Raw genomic sequence first — 15,719 nt, 5'->3', positions numbered from 1 at the left:
GTGGCGAATGAACAGGTCGCTGCTTTGTTGAGCGAACAAAATAAAGTTTTAAACAAGGGCTTGCCTTTGGTGAGCCGGATCACTACTATGCACAGCCTGAGGACGCGGGATGGAGCAGTCTGGTAGCTCGTCGGGCTCATAACCCGAAGGTCGTCGGTTCAAATCCGGCTCCCGCAACCAGTTCTCAGAGTGTAAGTTGAAGTGTTTACCGGCCGCGGGATGGAGCAGCCTGGTAGCTCGTCGGGCTCATAACCCGAAGGTCGTCGGTTCAAATCCGGCTCCCGCAACCAACCGGTGCGCATCAACAAACACAGCATATTCAGTTATCGGCGCGGGATGGAGCAGTCTGGTAGCTCGTCGGGCTCATAACCCGAAGGTCGTCGGTTCAAATCCGGCTCCCGCAACCAACTGAATAAGCAAAATGTATCACACCGGCCGCGGGATGGAGCAGTCTGGTAGCTCGTCGGGCTCATAACCCGAAGGTCGTCGGTTCAAATCCGGCTCCCGCAACCAATCCGGTGATACAACTCCCCTCTTGTTGAAAAATCCCCTTAGTAAGTAATAAATAGCAGGCCGGCTTCAGCCGACCCGACGCATTTCTGCCTTGTTTTCTTCCAGACTGAACAGCCTGTCATTCATTACCTTGATGGCACCAAACACCGGCAAGGTTTTGGTCTCGTTCAATGCAACATCTGCCGACAGCGAAATACACAAAGATGTTGATGGTGACGTCTCCACTACCATCATGGTCAGGTGTCGCTCACCGCAATCCAGACCGATTAACTCACCCAGCTGGGGCTGATGGTAATCGGCTTGTGGCTCAAAAAACCAGCTCTGGGGCATCAGTGGCTTGTAGAAGCGGGCTACCGCCACGCCGTTCAGCGCCGCCTGCATCCGCCGCGACGGCGTTGCCACACAGCTGAGTTTGTCGAGAAAGGTATAATAGAGCCCGGTCTCTTCCACCGAAAAGCTCTGGCGCAGATCGTCAGCGCAAATCAGTCGTTTCTGCTGATAGGGAGTGGCAAACAGCATCTCCTCTCCCAGATCCAGCATCAGGTGCCGGTCTGCGCCGACAAACCAGCACCAATTATCGTTTGGTTGTAGCAGCATTCACACACCTTGTGAAAAATTATAAGTTCCCCCGATACTGTTAATATATAAGAAAATTTGGGACCGGGGGCAAATAATTATTCAGTTTATCAGAGATAACGCGCCAGATTTTGAACCAGCGCAGGCCCTTGATAAATAAATCCGGAATAAACCTGCACCAGACTGGCACCGGCATTCATTTTTTCCCGGGCGGCGGTCAGTGAGTCTATGCCCCCTACCCCGATAATGGGCAGCTTGCCGTCAAGGCGGCGTGACAGCTCGGCAATCACCTGCGTGCTTTTGCTTTGCACCGGCCGGCCGCTTAAACCACCGGCTTCCTGAGCATGGGGAAGCTCAAACACCAGTTCTCTGTCAAGAGTCGTGTTGGTGGCAATCACGCCGTCAATATTAAAGCGCACCAGGCTGTCAGCAATCTGCTCAATTTCACCCTCATCGAGATCCGGTGCAATTTTTACCACCAGCGGTACCTGCTTGTGGTATTTCTCAGCCAGCTCGGCCTGCTTTTGTTTTAATGAGCCCAGCAGATCGTCCAGGGCATCGCCATATTGCAGCGAGCGCAGATCCGGCGTGTTGGGGGAAGAAATATTCACGGTAATGTAGCTGGCATGCTCATAAGATTTTTCCATGCAGATCAGGTAATCATCTTTACCATGCTCTATGGGAGTATCTTTGTTCTTGCCGATATTAATACCGAGAATGCCGTTGTAACGGGCCTGTTTTACGTTTTCAATCAGATAATCGATGCCCTTGTTATTAAATCCCATGCGGTTAATGATGCCTTCGGCAGGCTGCACCCGGAACAGGCGGGGCTTGGGGTTACCGTCTTGTGCACGAGGCGTGACCGTGCCTACTTCCACAAAGCCAAAGCCCATGGCAGCAAAGGCATCAATGCACTCGCCGTTCTTGTCCAGACCGGCAGCCAGCCCCACCGGATTACTGAAGGTCAGGCCCATGACTTCAACAGGGTTATTAATATGAGGACGACGATACAGGGCTTCCAGCGGTGTACGCTGAGTTTTGGCCAGGGCTTTCATGGTCAGCTCATGAACCTGTTCGGGATCACATTTAAAGAGAAAAGGTTTTACCAGGGAATACACGTGTTTGTTCCTTATAAAAAAGCCCCGGACCAGGCCGGGGCTTTTGTTGCGGCCGCTTATCAGGCGGCGTTCACACAATTAAGATGCAGCAGGTTCAGCTCCCTTAATGCCACCGAGAACTGGGCGAACTCATGGCTGCCGGAAGTTTTAAAGTCTGCCAGCAGGTTTCGCCAACGGTTGAGCAGCTGCTCATGCTCATCAAGCCACTGGTCGAGCATGGTAGCGCATTCGCCGTTTTCTTTACAGGTTTTCAGTACCACAGAAGCCAGGCTGCGCTGCTGATAGTCCAGATCTTCCCGGAATGACGCCCGGGCCAGTGCCTGCCAGTGGTTACCCACCGTCTGCTGGTTGATCTGCTCCAGGAACCAGTGCAGCTCAAGCTCAGCACCCAGATGGAAATACACCTTGGCGGCCACCTGAATACCCTGCTGATGCTCGTTGCTGATCTGAGCCAGATCCAGCGCCGAGAACAGTGAGCTCATGTTCACAATGCGTGCCGCCAGCGACTCGGGCACGCCCTGTTTGGTCAGCGCTGCCACTTCCGCTTTATGCTCGGCCACTTCACTGTCAACCATCACGTCATAAAGGTGCTTGCCGAGAGTGTCATAGGCGGGTTTATATTGCTCGATGGTTTCTTCCAGCCCCAGATTGCGGTTGCGGTTACGCAGGAACCAGCGGGTAGCCCGGCGTACCATGCGCCGGCACTGGTAGAACATCTGCAGTTGTAGCTGTGCCGGCACCTTGTTGTCCAGAGACTCAATATCGCGCAGCAGCTGATTCAGGCCAAACACTTCCCGGGCAATCATAAAGCTGATGGCGATATCACCAATGCTGGCACCGGTTTCATCCAGCAGGCGGTTGGCAAAGTTACAGCCCATGTCGTTGACCATGATATTGGCCAGGCGGGTAGCAATAATTTCATGGCGCAGCGGATGCTGCATCAGTGCTTCACCAAAGCGGGCCACCAGTTTCTCCGGCATGCTGGCGGGCAGCAAACGGGCGATATAGTCGTTGTCGGTGATCTCGGGAATATTGAGCATGTCCTTCAGCACCATTTTGCCGTAAGCCACCAGCACCGCCAGCTCGGGCCGGGTCAGGCCCCGGTTGGCGGCCATGCGCTCGGCCAGCTCTTCATCACTGGGCAAATATTCCAGCCCACGGTCGAGCCGGTCCTGGCGCTCCAGCCAGTGCATAAAGCGCTGATGCTCTTTCAGTGCCTGCGCGCCTCTGTGCTGGGTAATGGAAATGGTCTGGGACTGACGATAGGCGTTGGTCAGCACTATGTCGGTGACCTTATCGGTCATATCGAACAGCAGCTCGTCTCTGTGCTTTTTGGTCAGCTCGCCTTCTGCCACCAGCTTGTTCAGCAGAATTTTGATATTCACTTCGTTATCGGAGCAGTCAACGCCGCCCACGTTGTCGGTAAAGTCGGTATTGATGCGTCCGCCCTTGCTGGCATATTCAATACGGCCCAGCTGAGTGCAGCCGAGGTTACCGCCCTCGCCCACAATACGGGCGCGCAAATCTTCCCCGTTTACCCGCACGGCGTCGTTGGCCCTGTCACCCACATCGGCGTCGGTTTCATTGCGAGACTTGATATAAGTGCCAATGCCGCCGTTCCAGATAAGATCCACCTGCGCCATCAGCAGATGGCGAATCACCTCATTGGGTGTCAGGCTGGCTTTTTGCGTGCCCAGCAGTTTTTTCATCTGCGGCGACAGTTTCACCGACTTGGCAGCCCGTGAAAAGATACCGCCGCCCTCGGAAATGAGCTCCTTGTTATAATCCTCCCAGCTGGTGCCCGGCGTGTTGAACAGGCGCTGGCGCTCGTCAAAGCTGGCCGCCGCATCGGGCTCGGGATCAATAAAAATATGCAGGTGGTTAAAGGCACCCACCAGCCGGGTGTGTCTGGAGCGCAGCATGCCGTTACCGAACACGTCGCCGCCCATGTCGCCAATGCCCACACAGGTGAAGTCGGTATCCTGACAGTTAATGCCCAGCTCACGGAAATGGCGCTTCACCGACTCCCAGCCGCCCCTGGCGGTAATGCCCATTTTCTTGTGGTCGTAACCCACAGAGCCGCCGGAAGCAAAAGCATCTCCCAGCCAGTGGCCATATTCGGCACTGATGCCGTTGGCAATGTCCGAGAAGGTGGCCGTGCCCTTGTCGGCGGCGACCACCAGGTAATAGTCGTCTTCATCATGGCGCACCACGTTTTCCGGATGAGTGACTTCACCGTTAACAATATTGTCAGTCACATCCAGCAGGCCGCGAATAAACAGCTTGTAGCAGTCTTTACCTTCCTGCAGAAAAGCGGCGCGATCCCCTTCCGGCAGTTGCTTGCAGACAAAACCGCCCTTGGCCCCCACGGGCACAATCACAGTGTTTTTCACCTGCTGGGCTTTTACCAGGCCCAGCACTTCGGTGCGGAAGTCTTCCCGGCGGTCCGACCAGCGCAGGCCGCCTCGGGCCACCTTGCCCCAGCGCAGGTGTACCCCTTCCACCCGCGGGGAATATACAAAGATTTCAAATTTCGGCAGCGGCAGCGGCATATCACTGATCGACTCCGGAGCCAGCTTGAAGGACACATATTCCTTGTCACTGCCATTTGCCGCAGGCTGATAGAAGTTGGTGCGCAGGGTCGCTTCAATCATTTCCATATAACGGCGAATAATGCGGTCGTCATCCAGGTTGGCCACCTTGTCCAGCTCTTCCACCAGCTCCTGGTGCAGAGCCTGCAGTTTTTTCTCGCTGCGTTTGAATGACGGGCTGAAACGCTGCTCAAACAAAGTGAACAGCAAGCAGGATAAATGCGGATAGCGATACAGGGTTTCTTCAATATAGGCCTGACTGAAGGTGACCCCGGTCTGGCGCATATAACGGGCATAGGCACGCAGCACGCTGACTTCCCGTCCGGTCAGACGGGTCGCCAGCACCAGGCGGTTAAAGCCGTCATTTTCCAGCCGGTTATTCCATACATCAGAGAAGGCATCCTGAAAGCGCTGCTGGCTGGCATCCAGATCCAGGGGGCCGCGCGGATGCAGCATGGAAAAATCCAGGATCCAGAAGGTTTCGTCACCGCAATCCACTTCATAGGGCGTTTCGCCAATCACTCTCAGCCCCAGATTTTCCAGCATGGGCAGCACATCGGACAGATGAATGGGCTCGGCCCTGTGATAGAGCTTTAGCCGCACCCGGTTGGAGTCTTTGGCCTGCTCCTGGGCACGATAGAACAACAGCCCCAGACGGTTATCATCACTCAGGGCTTCCAGTTGCTCAATATCAGCCACTGCCGTGCCCGGCATTACATCTTCGGTGTAAGCTCTGGGAAAGGCCTGCTGATATTTACTCTTGAGGCGATTGCCCTCAGCTTCGCCAAAGCTTGCCGACAGCGCCTGCTCCAGCTTGTCGTCCCAGCTGCGGGCAGCTTCTATCAGGTTGGACTGAATTTCGTTCACATTAATATCCATGGTGTTATTTTGCACGCGGATCAGATAGTGAGTGCGGGCCAGCACCCCTTCCGAGAAATAGGTAGTAAATTCCACTTCCTCTTCAGAGCCGAAGTAACGCTGAAAAATCCGCTGGGTTTTCTCCCGCAGGGCCGTGTTGTATCTGTCTTTGGTGACATACACCATGCAGGAAAAAAAGCGGCCGAACAGATCCCGGCGCACAAACAGCCGGGTCATGTCCCGCTCCTGCATGGCCAGCACCCCCATGCCAATGTCCAGCAGCTCGTCTTCACGGGCCTGAATAAGCTCGTCGCGAGGGTAGGTTTCCAGAATATTCAGCAGGGCTTTATAAGCATGGGATCCGGCTTCCAGGCCGGAGGCAGTGATGATGCGGGTCAGCTTTTCGCCAATCAACGGAATTTGCATGGCGCTGGTGTTATAAATGCTGGAGGCATACAGGCCAATAAAGCGATCCTCACCAATCACATTGCCCTTGTTATCAAACCGCTTCACGCCGATATAGTCGATATAAGCCGGTCTGTGTACGCGGGATTTATGATTGGTTTTGGTCAGCACCAGAATATTTTTGCTCAAGGCCTCTTTTTGCGCTGTGGGTGTCAGGCTGCTCAGGCGCAGGCCGTCACTGTGCTGTATATTACGCATCAGCCCCAGACTGGTATCGTGATCCGGCACCAGCTCATAATCTCCCTCAATGGCGGAAATATGATAGCGGCGATACCCCATGAGGGTGAAGTTGTGATTGGCCACCCAGCGCAGAAACGACAGGGTTTCTGTTACATCCTGCTGATCGTGCTGTTTCACCTGAGCCGGCAGGGCTTCAATCACCTCATTCAAGGTATTGACCATGGGCTGCCAGTCATCCACCGACAGCGCAACTTCTTCCACCACCGACAGCAGCTCGTCTCTTAACTGATCCCGTCTGGCTTTCTCGGGCTGGCGATCAATTTCAATCAAAAAGGCCGTTTCCGCCCTGTTTTGCTTACGCTTGTCTTTGCTGGAAAGGATTTCGGTCAGACGGCCCTGCTTGTCGCGCACCAGGTGCATGGGCTGATGCAGCATCAGGTGAGCAGTAATGCCCAGCCGGCTCAGCGCCATGCGGATGGAGTCCACCTGAAAAGGTGCATCCCGCAGTACCAGCTCAACAATAGTGTGAGGTGATTGCCAGCCATGGCGGGTCAAGGTGGGGTTATATACCTGAACATGGGGTTTATCATCCGGGCGGGTTTCAAAATCGTTCCAGAGATTAATGGCGGCACCATAAAGATCACTGTCATTGCGATGGTTCAAATCATCATGGGTCATGCCACTGTAGAGCTTGCAGACAAATTGCTGTACCAGGGGAGCTATGTTCTCGGGAAACTTTTCACTAACCAGCTGTTCAACGTTTTCAAGTAATACAGAAGTGCTTGCATTAAGTGTCATGGTATTGGATTCCTCATGAGCAGGCTGACCATGGAGAAAAGAATGACCAATGAGTGTGACAACTCACCGGAATGACAATCAGTGTATGCCTGCTGAAACAGGAAAGCGAGGCATTCGCTTAACAAGGATCTGAAAAATATCGCCACCGTCACTGATGCGCAGAATATATGCAAAGGCAAAGAGAAAATAAATGAATGAATATTCCGTGAGGTGGCATATTTAAATCATTTTTTACAATATACAAAATAAAACGACGACACCGTCAGGGCATCGCCGTTAATTGTTATGAATAAATACTTAAATACGTTGCAAACGCTGCAGCGCATTGCGCTCATTCAGCTCCACCTCAAAGCGCCCGTGCAGACCGCCATGGCCTACAAAAGCGCGAAAATGATGCAGGGGCAGCTGCAATCTGAGCCCCTGCTCTGTCATGACGGTGAGCGCCGACACCCGGCCGGTGTAGTATCGCTGTAACTCGGCGGCAGAAATCGCCAGCCGAAAGCGAAAACGCTGCATCAGTCCAGCGCCTTGCTGATCTTTTCATACAGATCCCGCGACAGCGAGGGCAATGCCATCAGCTGTTGCAGCCGCGCTTTAATCAGGCTCTGGCGGCCGTCATCGAGCCGGCGGAACTGAATAAAAGGCGTCAGCAAGCGGGAAGCTACCTGCGGGTTACTGTCGTTCAGTGTGGTCAGCACCTCGGTCAACAGATCGTAGCCGGCACCGTCAATACGATGAAACTGCGCCGGATTACCCTGACAAAAAGCACCAATCAGCGCCCTCACCCGGTTGGGGTTGGTCAGGCTGAAGGTAGGGTGTGTCATCAGCTCACGCACTCGTGCCAGCGTATCGGCACCGGGTGCCGTGGCCTGCAGCCGGAACCAGTTGTCCAGCACCAGTCCGTCGTTGCGCCACTTTTGCTCGAACTGTGTCAGCATAGAGTGACGGCAATCCAGCTCACCACGCACCGCTGCGCGCAGGGCTCCCAGAGTGTCAGTCATGTTATCAGCGGCGGCAAACTGATCTGCCACTCTGGTCTGATCACCGGTTAACGCCAGATAACCCAGCGCGGTATTTTTCAGCGCCCGGCGAGCCATGTCATCATGATCAATGCGATATTCCGGTGTCTGGTTCTCTTCATAAGCCTGCTGCCAGGCTGGTATCAGAGCCTCAGCCAGCTCTTTGGCCAGGTGCTGGCGCACTTCGCACAGCTGCTCGATATTCGCCTGTTCAAACAGCTCAAGCAGGCTGTTTACATCCGGCAAGGTCAGCATTTCTGCTTTTAGTGCTCTGTCTATGCCGCTGTCTTCCAGCGTACAGCGAAACACATCCAGCAGGCTGCGGGGCAATACCGGTGCCTGGCGGCGTTGCAGCAGTGCCATATTATGCCGCACCGTATTATTGATAAGCATCTGTACCGCATCCCAGCGTACAAACTCATCCAGACTGACCCGGGCCAGCAGGGTCAGCTGCTCATCGGTATAGAGATAATCCAGTTTTACCGGCGCCGAAAAACCCTGCAGCAGTGCCGGTACCGGACGGGATGGCACGCGCTCAAATACAAATTCCTGCTCGTTTTCCAGCACATCCAGCACGGCATCAGCAGGCTGGCCGTTCAGGTACAGCGATATCGGTTCACCCTGTTCGCTGTAGAGCGCCACGCTCAGGGGAATGTGCAGCGGCAGCTTTTCGGGCTGATCTTTGGTGGGCGGCGTGTGCTGCTGCACCGTCAGGGTATAGCGCTGAGTGTCTGCATCATAAGCATCACGCACCGTCAGCTCCGGCGTACCGGACTGACTGTACCAGCGTTTGAAACGTGTCAGATCCCGGCCACTGGCCTCGCTCATGGCCGCCACAAAGTCATCACAGGTGGCCGCCTGGCCGTCAAAACGCTGAAGATAAAGTGCCAGACCAGCCTGGAATGCCTGCTCACCCAGCAGAGTGTGCAGCATGCGGATCACTTCCGAGCCCTTTTCATACACCGTCAGGGTGTAGAAATTATTCATCTCGATCACCGCATCGGGGCGAATGGGATGGGCCATGGGGCCGGCATCTTCGGCAAACTGAGGGCCGCGCATAATGCGCACATTACTGATGCGGTTAACCGTGCGCGAGCCCAGATCAGAAGAGAACTCCTGATCCCGGAACACCGTCAGCCCTTCTTTCAGCGACAGCTGAAACCAGTCCCGGCAGGTAACCCGGTTGCCGGTCCAGTTATGAAAATATTCATGACCGATCACCCGTTCCACATCCAGATAATCATCATCGGTAGCGGTTTCGGCGTCTGCCAGCACGAACTTGGCGTTAAATACATTCAGGCCTTTGTTCTCCATGGCCCCCATATTGAAAAAGTCCACCGCTACTATCATGTAAATATCGAGATCATATTCCAGATTGCAGCGCTGCTCGTCCCAGCGCATGGACGCCTTGAGGCTGTCCATGGCATGTCCGGCGCGGTGAAGGTTGCCCTTGTCCACAAAAATTTCCAGCGACACTTCGCGGCCGCTGTGAGTGGTATAGCTGTCGCGCAGTACATCAAAGTCACCGGCCACCAGTGCAAACAGATAAGCAGGCTTGGGAAACGGATCCTGCCACTGCACCCAATGGCGGCCATCATCAAGCACACCCTGCCCCACCCGGTTACCGTTGGACAGCAGGAAGGGGCAGGTGGTGGCATCGGCGGTAATGCGGGTGCTGAAGCGGGCCAGCACATCGGGCCGGTCAAGATAATAGGTAATACGGCGAAAGCCCTGCGCTTCACACTGGGTACAGAAAGCATCACCCGACTTGTACAGCCCTTCAAGGGCCGTGTTGGCCGACGGATTAATGCGGTTTCTGATGGTCAGCACAAATTCCTGGGGCACCTGAGGCAGCACCAGGGCGTTCTCTTCCTGTTCGAACTGAGTGGTTTCAATGCCGTTCACCGACACCGACAGTAACTCAAGTTGCTCGCCATTCAGCACAAGCGGCTCATTATGCTCACCATTGCGGCGCACACGGCTGATGGCCACTACCTCGGTGGCGGTGTCGTGCAGCTGAATATCCAGATCCAGGGTGTCAATCCAGTAATGAGGCGGCTGATAATCGTCGCGATATTGCACCTGAGGTTGGGTTTGGCTCATAGTGAATCTCGTTGAAAATGATGAATGGAAGTGATCAATAAAAAAACGGGGCCGCAAGCTGGCCCCGTATTAACCTGTTTTGCTCAGCCCAGCATGTCGGCCAGATCGGCGGTAATGCGCGCCGCTTCTTCCAGATAGCTGTCTTTAGGCTCAAAATCCTTGGGTGCCTCGTCCAGACTGGCTACCGGCTCCAGATTAGCACGACGCAGCCGGTCATTCAGCCGTGCCAGAGATTTGGCATCCTGCTCTTTCAGCTCGGCTTTACGTTCTGCCAGGTTGAGCGAAATGGACGTTTCGTCTTTTTTCTTCTGATATTCGCGAATATCTTCAAATACATAAGAAAATTCCGGATCCTGCTCAATTCGCGCCTGATGACGCTGGCGCAATTTAGCAAGATAAGGACTCAAATCCTGTACCTGGCTGAAATCAACGCTTTCAATCTGATCCCAGGGAAGTGCGTTTTTCTCCAGGCTTTCTCCGGTTTCATCAGCTTTTATGGGAGTGGGAAACGGAATATCCGGCCTCACACCACGGTTTTGAGTGCTGCCACCATTAATACGGTAGAACTTGGCAATGGTAAACTGAACAAAGCCCATGGGATGTTCATACAGGTCGTAAATGCGCGACAGGCTGCGGTGCTGTTGTACCGTGCCTTTGCCGAAGGTATTTTCACCCAGAATAATGGCCCGGCCATAATCTTTCATGGCGGCAGCGAAAATCTCTGAGGCCGACGCCGAATAGCGATCCACCAGCACAGCCATGGGGCCGTCGTAGCTGATACGATCGTCTTCGTCACCATTCACCGAGATGCGACCCAAACCGTCGCGAATTTGTACCACAGGACCATTATCAATAAACAGGCCGGTCAGGGCCGAGGCTTCGGTCAGCGCGCCGCCGCCATTGGTGCGTAAATCAATGACCAGCCCTTCTATATTCTCCTGCTGCAGCTTCTCCACTTCCCGGGCCACATCAACACTCAGGTTGACGTAAAAGCTCGGAATTTCAATCACACCGATGCGATGCTCGTCTACCTCCAGTACCTTGCCACTGGCGGCCCTGTCTTCCAGGCGCACGGTATCACGGGTCAGTTCAATCACCCGGGGCGTATTGGCCACCGCCTGACCACGCTGGATTTGCAGCCAGACTTTGGTGCCTTTTGGCCCCTTAATAAGATCCACAACTTCATCCAGCCGCCAGCCAATCACATCAGTAATTTTATCCTGCGACTGCCCCACCCCGATAATGCGGTCATCAGGCTGCAGCTCGCTGGACTTGGCCGCCGGACCACCGGGCACCAGGGAGCGAATGACAGTGTAATCGTCTTCGGCTTGCAGCACGGCACCAATACCTTCCAGCGACAGATTCATCTCAGTCTCAAAGCGCTCGGCATTGCGCGGGCTCAGATAGCTGGTATGAGGTTCAATGGCCCTGGCAAACGCATTGGCAAAGCTCTGGAAGGCATCTTCACTTTCACTTTGAGACAAACGTTTGATGGCATTGTTGTAACGCTTGGTCAGGGTGGTCTTGATTTCATCCCAGTCTTTGTCGGCCAGTGCCAGACTCAGAGCATCAAACTTCACCCGCTTGCGCCACAACTCATCCAGCTCCTGACGGCTGGCAGGCCAGTCGGCTTCGGTGCGGTCAAACTGGTAACGCTCGTTATCCTCAAACGTCATGGGCGTGTCGAGCAACGACAGTGCATAGGACAGGCGCTGATAGCGCAGTTTCAGGCTTTCGTTGTACATTTCAAAGGCAGAGTCGAGCCGCCCGGCCCGCAGCAGGTCATCAAAGCTGTTGCGAAAGCGCTCAAAGCGCTGAATATCCTGCCGGGTAAAAATGTTGCGGCTGTAGTCCAGGCTTTCAATGTAACGATCAAAAATCGCCTGAGAAAACTGATCGTCCAGCCTGAACTGCTTGTAATGAGAGCGGGTGAACAGCGCGGTAATCCGCTTGGCCGCTGCTGCGTGCTGACTTTCCGGTGCCAGCGCAGGAATAGCATCAGCATCGATGGCCGGTGCCACTGCCTGAGCAAGGCCAGTGGCCAGCACAGCGGCGGCCACCAGGGAATAACGAATTCCGTGACTGATCAAACCCTACTCCTCAGAGAACTATATGTTCAAATTTAACGCGCACTGACATACCGGTTTTCAGTTCAACCTGAACATCGTCCCGGGTCACTTCCTTAATGGTAGCGGGAACCGGCGACTTGCCCAGCAAAACTTTGACACTCTGCTCTACCGCGAGTTTCGCAGGATCCACTTTTTTTGCACGCGGACGGGGCTTTTTACCGGCCGGCTTTTCCTTGCGCGGGCCAAACACCTTTTCCTTGCTGTCTTTGAGCGCCTGTCTGGCGTGATCAATATGCTCCTGGGTCAGCTCACCGCAGGGGTTGCCGTCGAGGTCAACACGGCTCATGCCGGCCTTGAGGCCGTGCAGATAACGCCAGCTGGAGGTGTACTGGCGCAACGCGGTGCGCAGCAAAGTCTTGGATACCTTGGGATCATCCGTCATGCGTGCCGCCAGATCCTGAAAGATACCAATCTTGAGCGGTTTGGCTTCGCCTTCCGCTACAAAACACTGGGGAAAGCACTCGGCCAGATAAGCAATGACTTCTTTACTGTTTTTCAGTTTTTCAGAGTTTTCCATGAATTACCTTGGGGTTTGAAACCAGTGGGCGCACCGCCCGTTGAAACCGGCATATTATAAGGGCCGCACCAACAAAAGCGACCCCGGCATATTACAGTATTGGCAGTACAGCCCGCACCAACGCAGACAAGCCCTGTTCATCGTGGGCATCAAAGCGATTTAAGTCAGGGCTGTCAATGTCCAGCACGCCCCAAACCTGCCCGTCAGCATCAGCCAGCGGCACCACAATTTCAGAATTGCTGGCGGCATCACAGGCAATATGACCGTCAAATGCATTGACATCGGCTACCCGCTGCACCTGATTGGTTGCGGCTGCTGTGCCACAGACCCCTTTACCAACGGGAATACGCACGCAGGCAGGCTTGCCCTGGAACGGGCCCAGCACCAGTTCATTGCCGTCATGCAGGTAAAAGCCGACCCAGTTAATGTTATCGAGGGACAGGTTCAGCAGTGCCGACAGGTTGGCCAGCTTGGCAATACGGTTGGGTTCGCCTTCGCACAAGGCCAGTGCCTGAGCGGTCAGGCTTTGATAAAATGTGTGTTTTTCGCTCATGGTGTCAGAGAGTTAACGGTTTTGGGTTAACTTACCTGCCCTTCAGGCAAATGAAAACCAAAGATGGTGATGAATGAATAAAAAAGATTCAAACAGCCGGGTTTTGCACTGGTCCGGGCTGATCAGCATGATGCGGCGACATAAAAAACAGCTGATCAGAGCCCACCTGCTGGCCATTGCCGGCACCCTGCTGGCGGTGCCTGTTCCCCTGCTGATGCCATTGCTGGTAGACGAAGTGCTGCTTGAGCAACCCGGCAGCCTGATTGCAGCCCTGAACCCTATATTGCCTGACAACTGGCAGACCGGAGTGGGGTATATTTTAGCGGTGCTGGTGGTGACACTGTTGCTGCGCGTTATGGCCCTGGTATTCAATATTTTGCAGGGGCGGCAGTTTGCCCGGGTAGCCAAACACATTACCTTTCAGATCCGCCAGCGTCTTACCCGCCAGCTGATGCGCACGCCCATGCGCACCTTTGAATCTGTGGGGGCCGGCAGTGTCAGCTCCCACTACATCACCGATGTGGAAACCCTTGACAAATTTCTGGGCGAAACACTGAGCCGGCTGCTGATAAGCCTGCTGAGTGTGATAGGCACTGCCGTGGTGCTGTTGCTGCTGAACTGGCAGCTGGGGCTGTTTATTCTGCTGCTTAACCCTGTGGTAGTGTTTTTTTCGAGCCGGCTCGGCTCAAAGGTAAAGTATCTCAAACGCAATGAGAACAAGGCTTTTGAGCTGTTTCAGCAGGCGCTGGTAGAAACCCTGGACGGCATTCAGGAAATTCGTGCGGCCAACCGGGAGCGCCACTATCTGCGCCGGGTCATCGACAGGGCCCGCGGCGTACGGGATACCGCCATTGAATATCACTGGAAAAGCGAAGCAGCCGGAAAGGCCAGTTTTCTGCTGTTTCTGTCCGGGGTGGAGTTATTTCGGGCCGTTGGCATGATCATGGTGTTGTTTACCGATCTTACTGTAGGTCAGATCTTTGCGGTGTTCAGCTACCTCTGGTTTATGATGGGGCCGGTACAGGAGTTGCTCAATATGCAGTATTCCTTCTATGCCGCCGATGCCGCTCGTAAACGCATTAACAGCATGCTGGCACTGGGCGGCGAGCCTGAGAGTCAGGGCCGCGTTAATCCTTTTACCGGCACCACTACCCTGCCCATTGATGTCAATCATCTGAGCTTTTCGTACGATGGTGAACGAAAAGTGCTGGATGACGTAAGCCTGAGCATTGCCGCCGGTGAAAAGGTCGCTCTGGTGGGTGCCAGTGGTGGCGGCAAGTCCACTTTTATTCAGCTGTTACTGGGGCTCTACCCGGCCGACAGCGGTGATATTCGCTTTGGTGGTGCCAGCAGTCAGGACATCGGGTTTGCCACCATTCGTGAGCATGTGGCCACCGTGCTGCAACAACCGGTGTTATTTAACGATACGGTGCGGGCCAACCTGAATCTGGGTGACGAACACCATGATGATGCCATCTGGCAGGCACTGAAGGTGGCACAGCTTGATGAGGTGGTAGCGGCCATGGACAAGGGCCTGGATACGGAAGTGGGCCGGCGGGGAGTACGGCTCTCGGGCGGACAACAACAGCGGCTGGCAGTGGCCCGCATGATCCTGAAAGACCCCGCCATTGTGATTCTGGATGAGGCTACCTCGGCGCTGGATACCGATACCGAGCAGCGGCTGCATCAGGCCATGTCCGGTTTTCTTAAAGGCCGCACCACCCTGATAGTGGCGCACCGGTTAAGTTCGGTACGCCAGGCAGACAGGGTAATCGTATTTGAAGACGGAAAAATCAGTCAGTCGGGCACTCATCATGAGTTGCTCGACCAGCCGGGGTTATATCGCACCCTGTACAGCTGATCAGGCAACGGCCTTTACTGCCTTGTTATCTTCATTGCCGGCATCAGTGCTCTGCTTGCCGGCAGCTTTTACCGGCTTTTTCTTGGGTCCCGCCAGCGCCTGCTGGTTTTCTGCCAGATACAGCGCCAGCGCTTCCCTGTCTTGCTCGTTAAGTGCGACCGGTGCCCCTTCCAGCACGGTTTCGATATGTTCAGCCTGATCGAGCAGCCGGTCATAGGCATCGGCTTCTTTTTTGTTGGTGAAGATCATCTTCTCAATCCCATTACGCACAACACGATATTGAACTTCTACAGCCATAGTGGACTCCTTATCTGTATAAACATACAGTAAACAAGCATCCCTGTTATTTCAAGGGTTAACTGGCAGCCCTGCTATTAAAGGCTAAAATTTGTAAAGGGAGCGCCTGTCTGGCGTTCTCTTAGCGCACGGCTCAGTCAA

The 15,719-nt window shown here is 54.5% G+C and carries 10 protein-coding genes and 4 tRNA genes; 5 read left to right on the top strand and 9 right to left on the bottom strand.

The genetic code is table 11. From position 1 onward, the window contains the following. Positions 1-103 precede the first annotated feature (103 nt). The 4 genes from N2M06_RS07720 (at position 104) to N2M06_RS07705 (ending at position 513) form a co-directional block, all read left to right on the top strand. Positions 104-180: transfer RNA gene (locus tag N2M06_RS07720), tRNA-Met, on the top strand. A gap of 33 nt (positions 181-213) precedes the next feature. Next, a tRNA-Met gene (locus tag N2M06_RS07715) sits at positions 214-290 on the top strand. A gap of 40 nt (positions 291-330) precedes the next feature. Next, a tRNA-Met gene (locus tag N2M06_RS07710) sits at positions 331-407 on the top strand. A 29-nt stretch (positions 408-436) separates the two neighbouring features. Further along, positions 437-513, top strand: a tRNA-Met gene (locus N2M06_RS07705). A gap of 66 nt (positions 514-579) precedes the next feature. Here the strand turns inward: N2M06_RS07705 and N2M06_RS07700 are convergent. From N2M06_RS07700 to N2M06_RS07665, 8 genes are all read right to left on the bottom strand, one after another. Then, the gene (locus tag N2M06_RS07700; protein WP_019935333.1) at positions 580-1,110 is read right to left on the bottom strand and encodes a cell division protein ZapC; all 531 of its coding nucleotides are present in this window, start codon (positions 1,108-1,110) and stop codon (positions 580-582) included. An 89-nt stretch (positions 1,111-1,199) separates the two neighbouring features. Further along, a complete protein-coding gene (gene pyrD / locus N2M06_RS07695) occupies positions 1,200-2,207 on the bottom strand; it encodes a quinone-dependent dihydroorotate dehydrogenase (protein ID WP_317074336.1) in 1,008 nt (335 codons plus the stop codon). A 59-nt stretch (positions 2,208-2,266) separates the two neighbouring features. Further along, entirely contained in the window at positions 2,267-7,099 is a 4,833-nt protein-coding gene (locus N2M06_RS07690; protein ID WP_346352131.1) for an NAD-glutamate dehydrogenase, read from the bottom strand. Positions 7,100-7,396: 297 nt separating this feature from the next. Further along, on the bottom strand, positions 7,397-7,615 hold the full coding sequence (locus N2M06_RS07685) for a DUF2835 family protein (protein WP_346352130.1): 219 nt from the start codon (positions 7,613-7,615) through the stop codon (positions 7,397-7,399). Continuing rightward, positions 7,615-10,221 (bottom strand): aminopeptidase N, encoded by a 2,607-nt coding sequence (gene pepN, locus N2M06_RS07680; RefSeq protein ID WP_346352129.1) that lies wholly within the window; start codon positions 10,219-10,221, stop codon positions 7,615-7,617. Before pepN ends, N2M06_RS07685 begins: the two co-directional genes overlap by 1 nt. An 83-nt stretch (positions 10,222-10,304) precedes the next feature. Beyond that, positions 10,305-12,311, bottom strand: a complete 2,007-nt coding sequence (gene prc / locus N2M06_RS07675) for a carboxy terminal-processing peptidase (RefSeq protein ID WP_346352128.1) — start codon at positions 12,309-12,311, stop codon at positions 10,305-10,307. Positions 12,312-12,321: 10 nt separating this feature from the next. Continuing rightward, positions 12,322-12,867, bottom strand: a complete 546-nt coding sequence (proQ, locus tag N2M06_RS07670; RefSeq protein ID WP_019935339.1) for an RNA chaperone ProQ — start codon at positions 12,865-12,867, stop codon at positions 12,322-12,324. Between the two features lie 91 nt (positions 12,868-12,958). Continuing rightward, positions 12,959-13,420, bottom strand: a complete 462-nt coding sequence (locus N2M06_RS07665; RefSeq protein ID WP_019935340.1) for a GAF domain-containing protein — start codon at positions 13,418-13,420, stop codon at positions 12,959-12,961. 73 nt (positions 13,421-13,493) lie between these two features. On the opposite strand from N2M06_RS07665, the gene N2M06_RS07660 reads away from it, so the two are divergent. Next, complete coding sequence (locus tag N2M06_RS07660; RefSeq protein WP_346352127.1) at positions 13,494-15,281, top strand: ABC transporter ATP-binding protein; 1,788 nt, start codon at positions 13,494-13,496, stop codon at positions 15,279-15,281. Here N2M06_RS07660 and N2M06_RS07655 read toward each other — a convergent pair whose 3' ends face one another. Continuing rightward, on the bottom strand, positions 15,282-15,578 hold the full coding sequence (locus N2M06_RS07655; protein ID WP_346352126.1) for a YebG family protein: 297 nt from the start codon (positions 15,576-15,578) through the stop codon (positions 15,282-15,284). Positions 15,579-15,719 lie beyond the last annotated feature (141 nt).

Origin of the sequence: Oceanimonas sp. AH20CE76, from assembly GCF_039654065.1 — a bacterium.
GTDB classification, from domain to species: Bacteria; Pseudomonadota; Gammaproteobacteria; order Enterobacterales; family Aeromonadaceae; genus Oceanimonas; species Oceanimonas smirnovii.
This window is presented reverse-complemented; position numbering and strand designations above follow the sequence as displayed.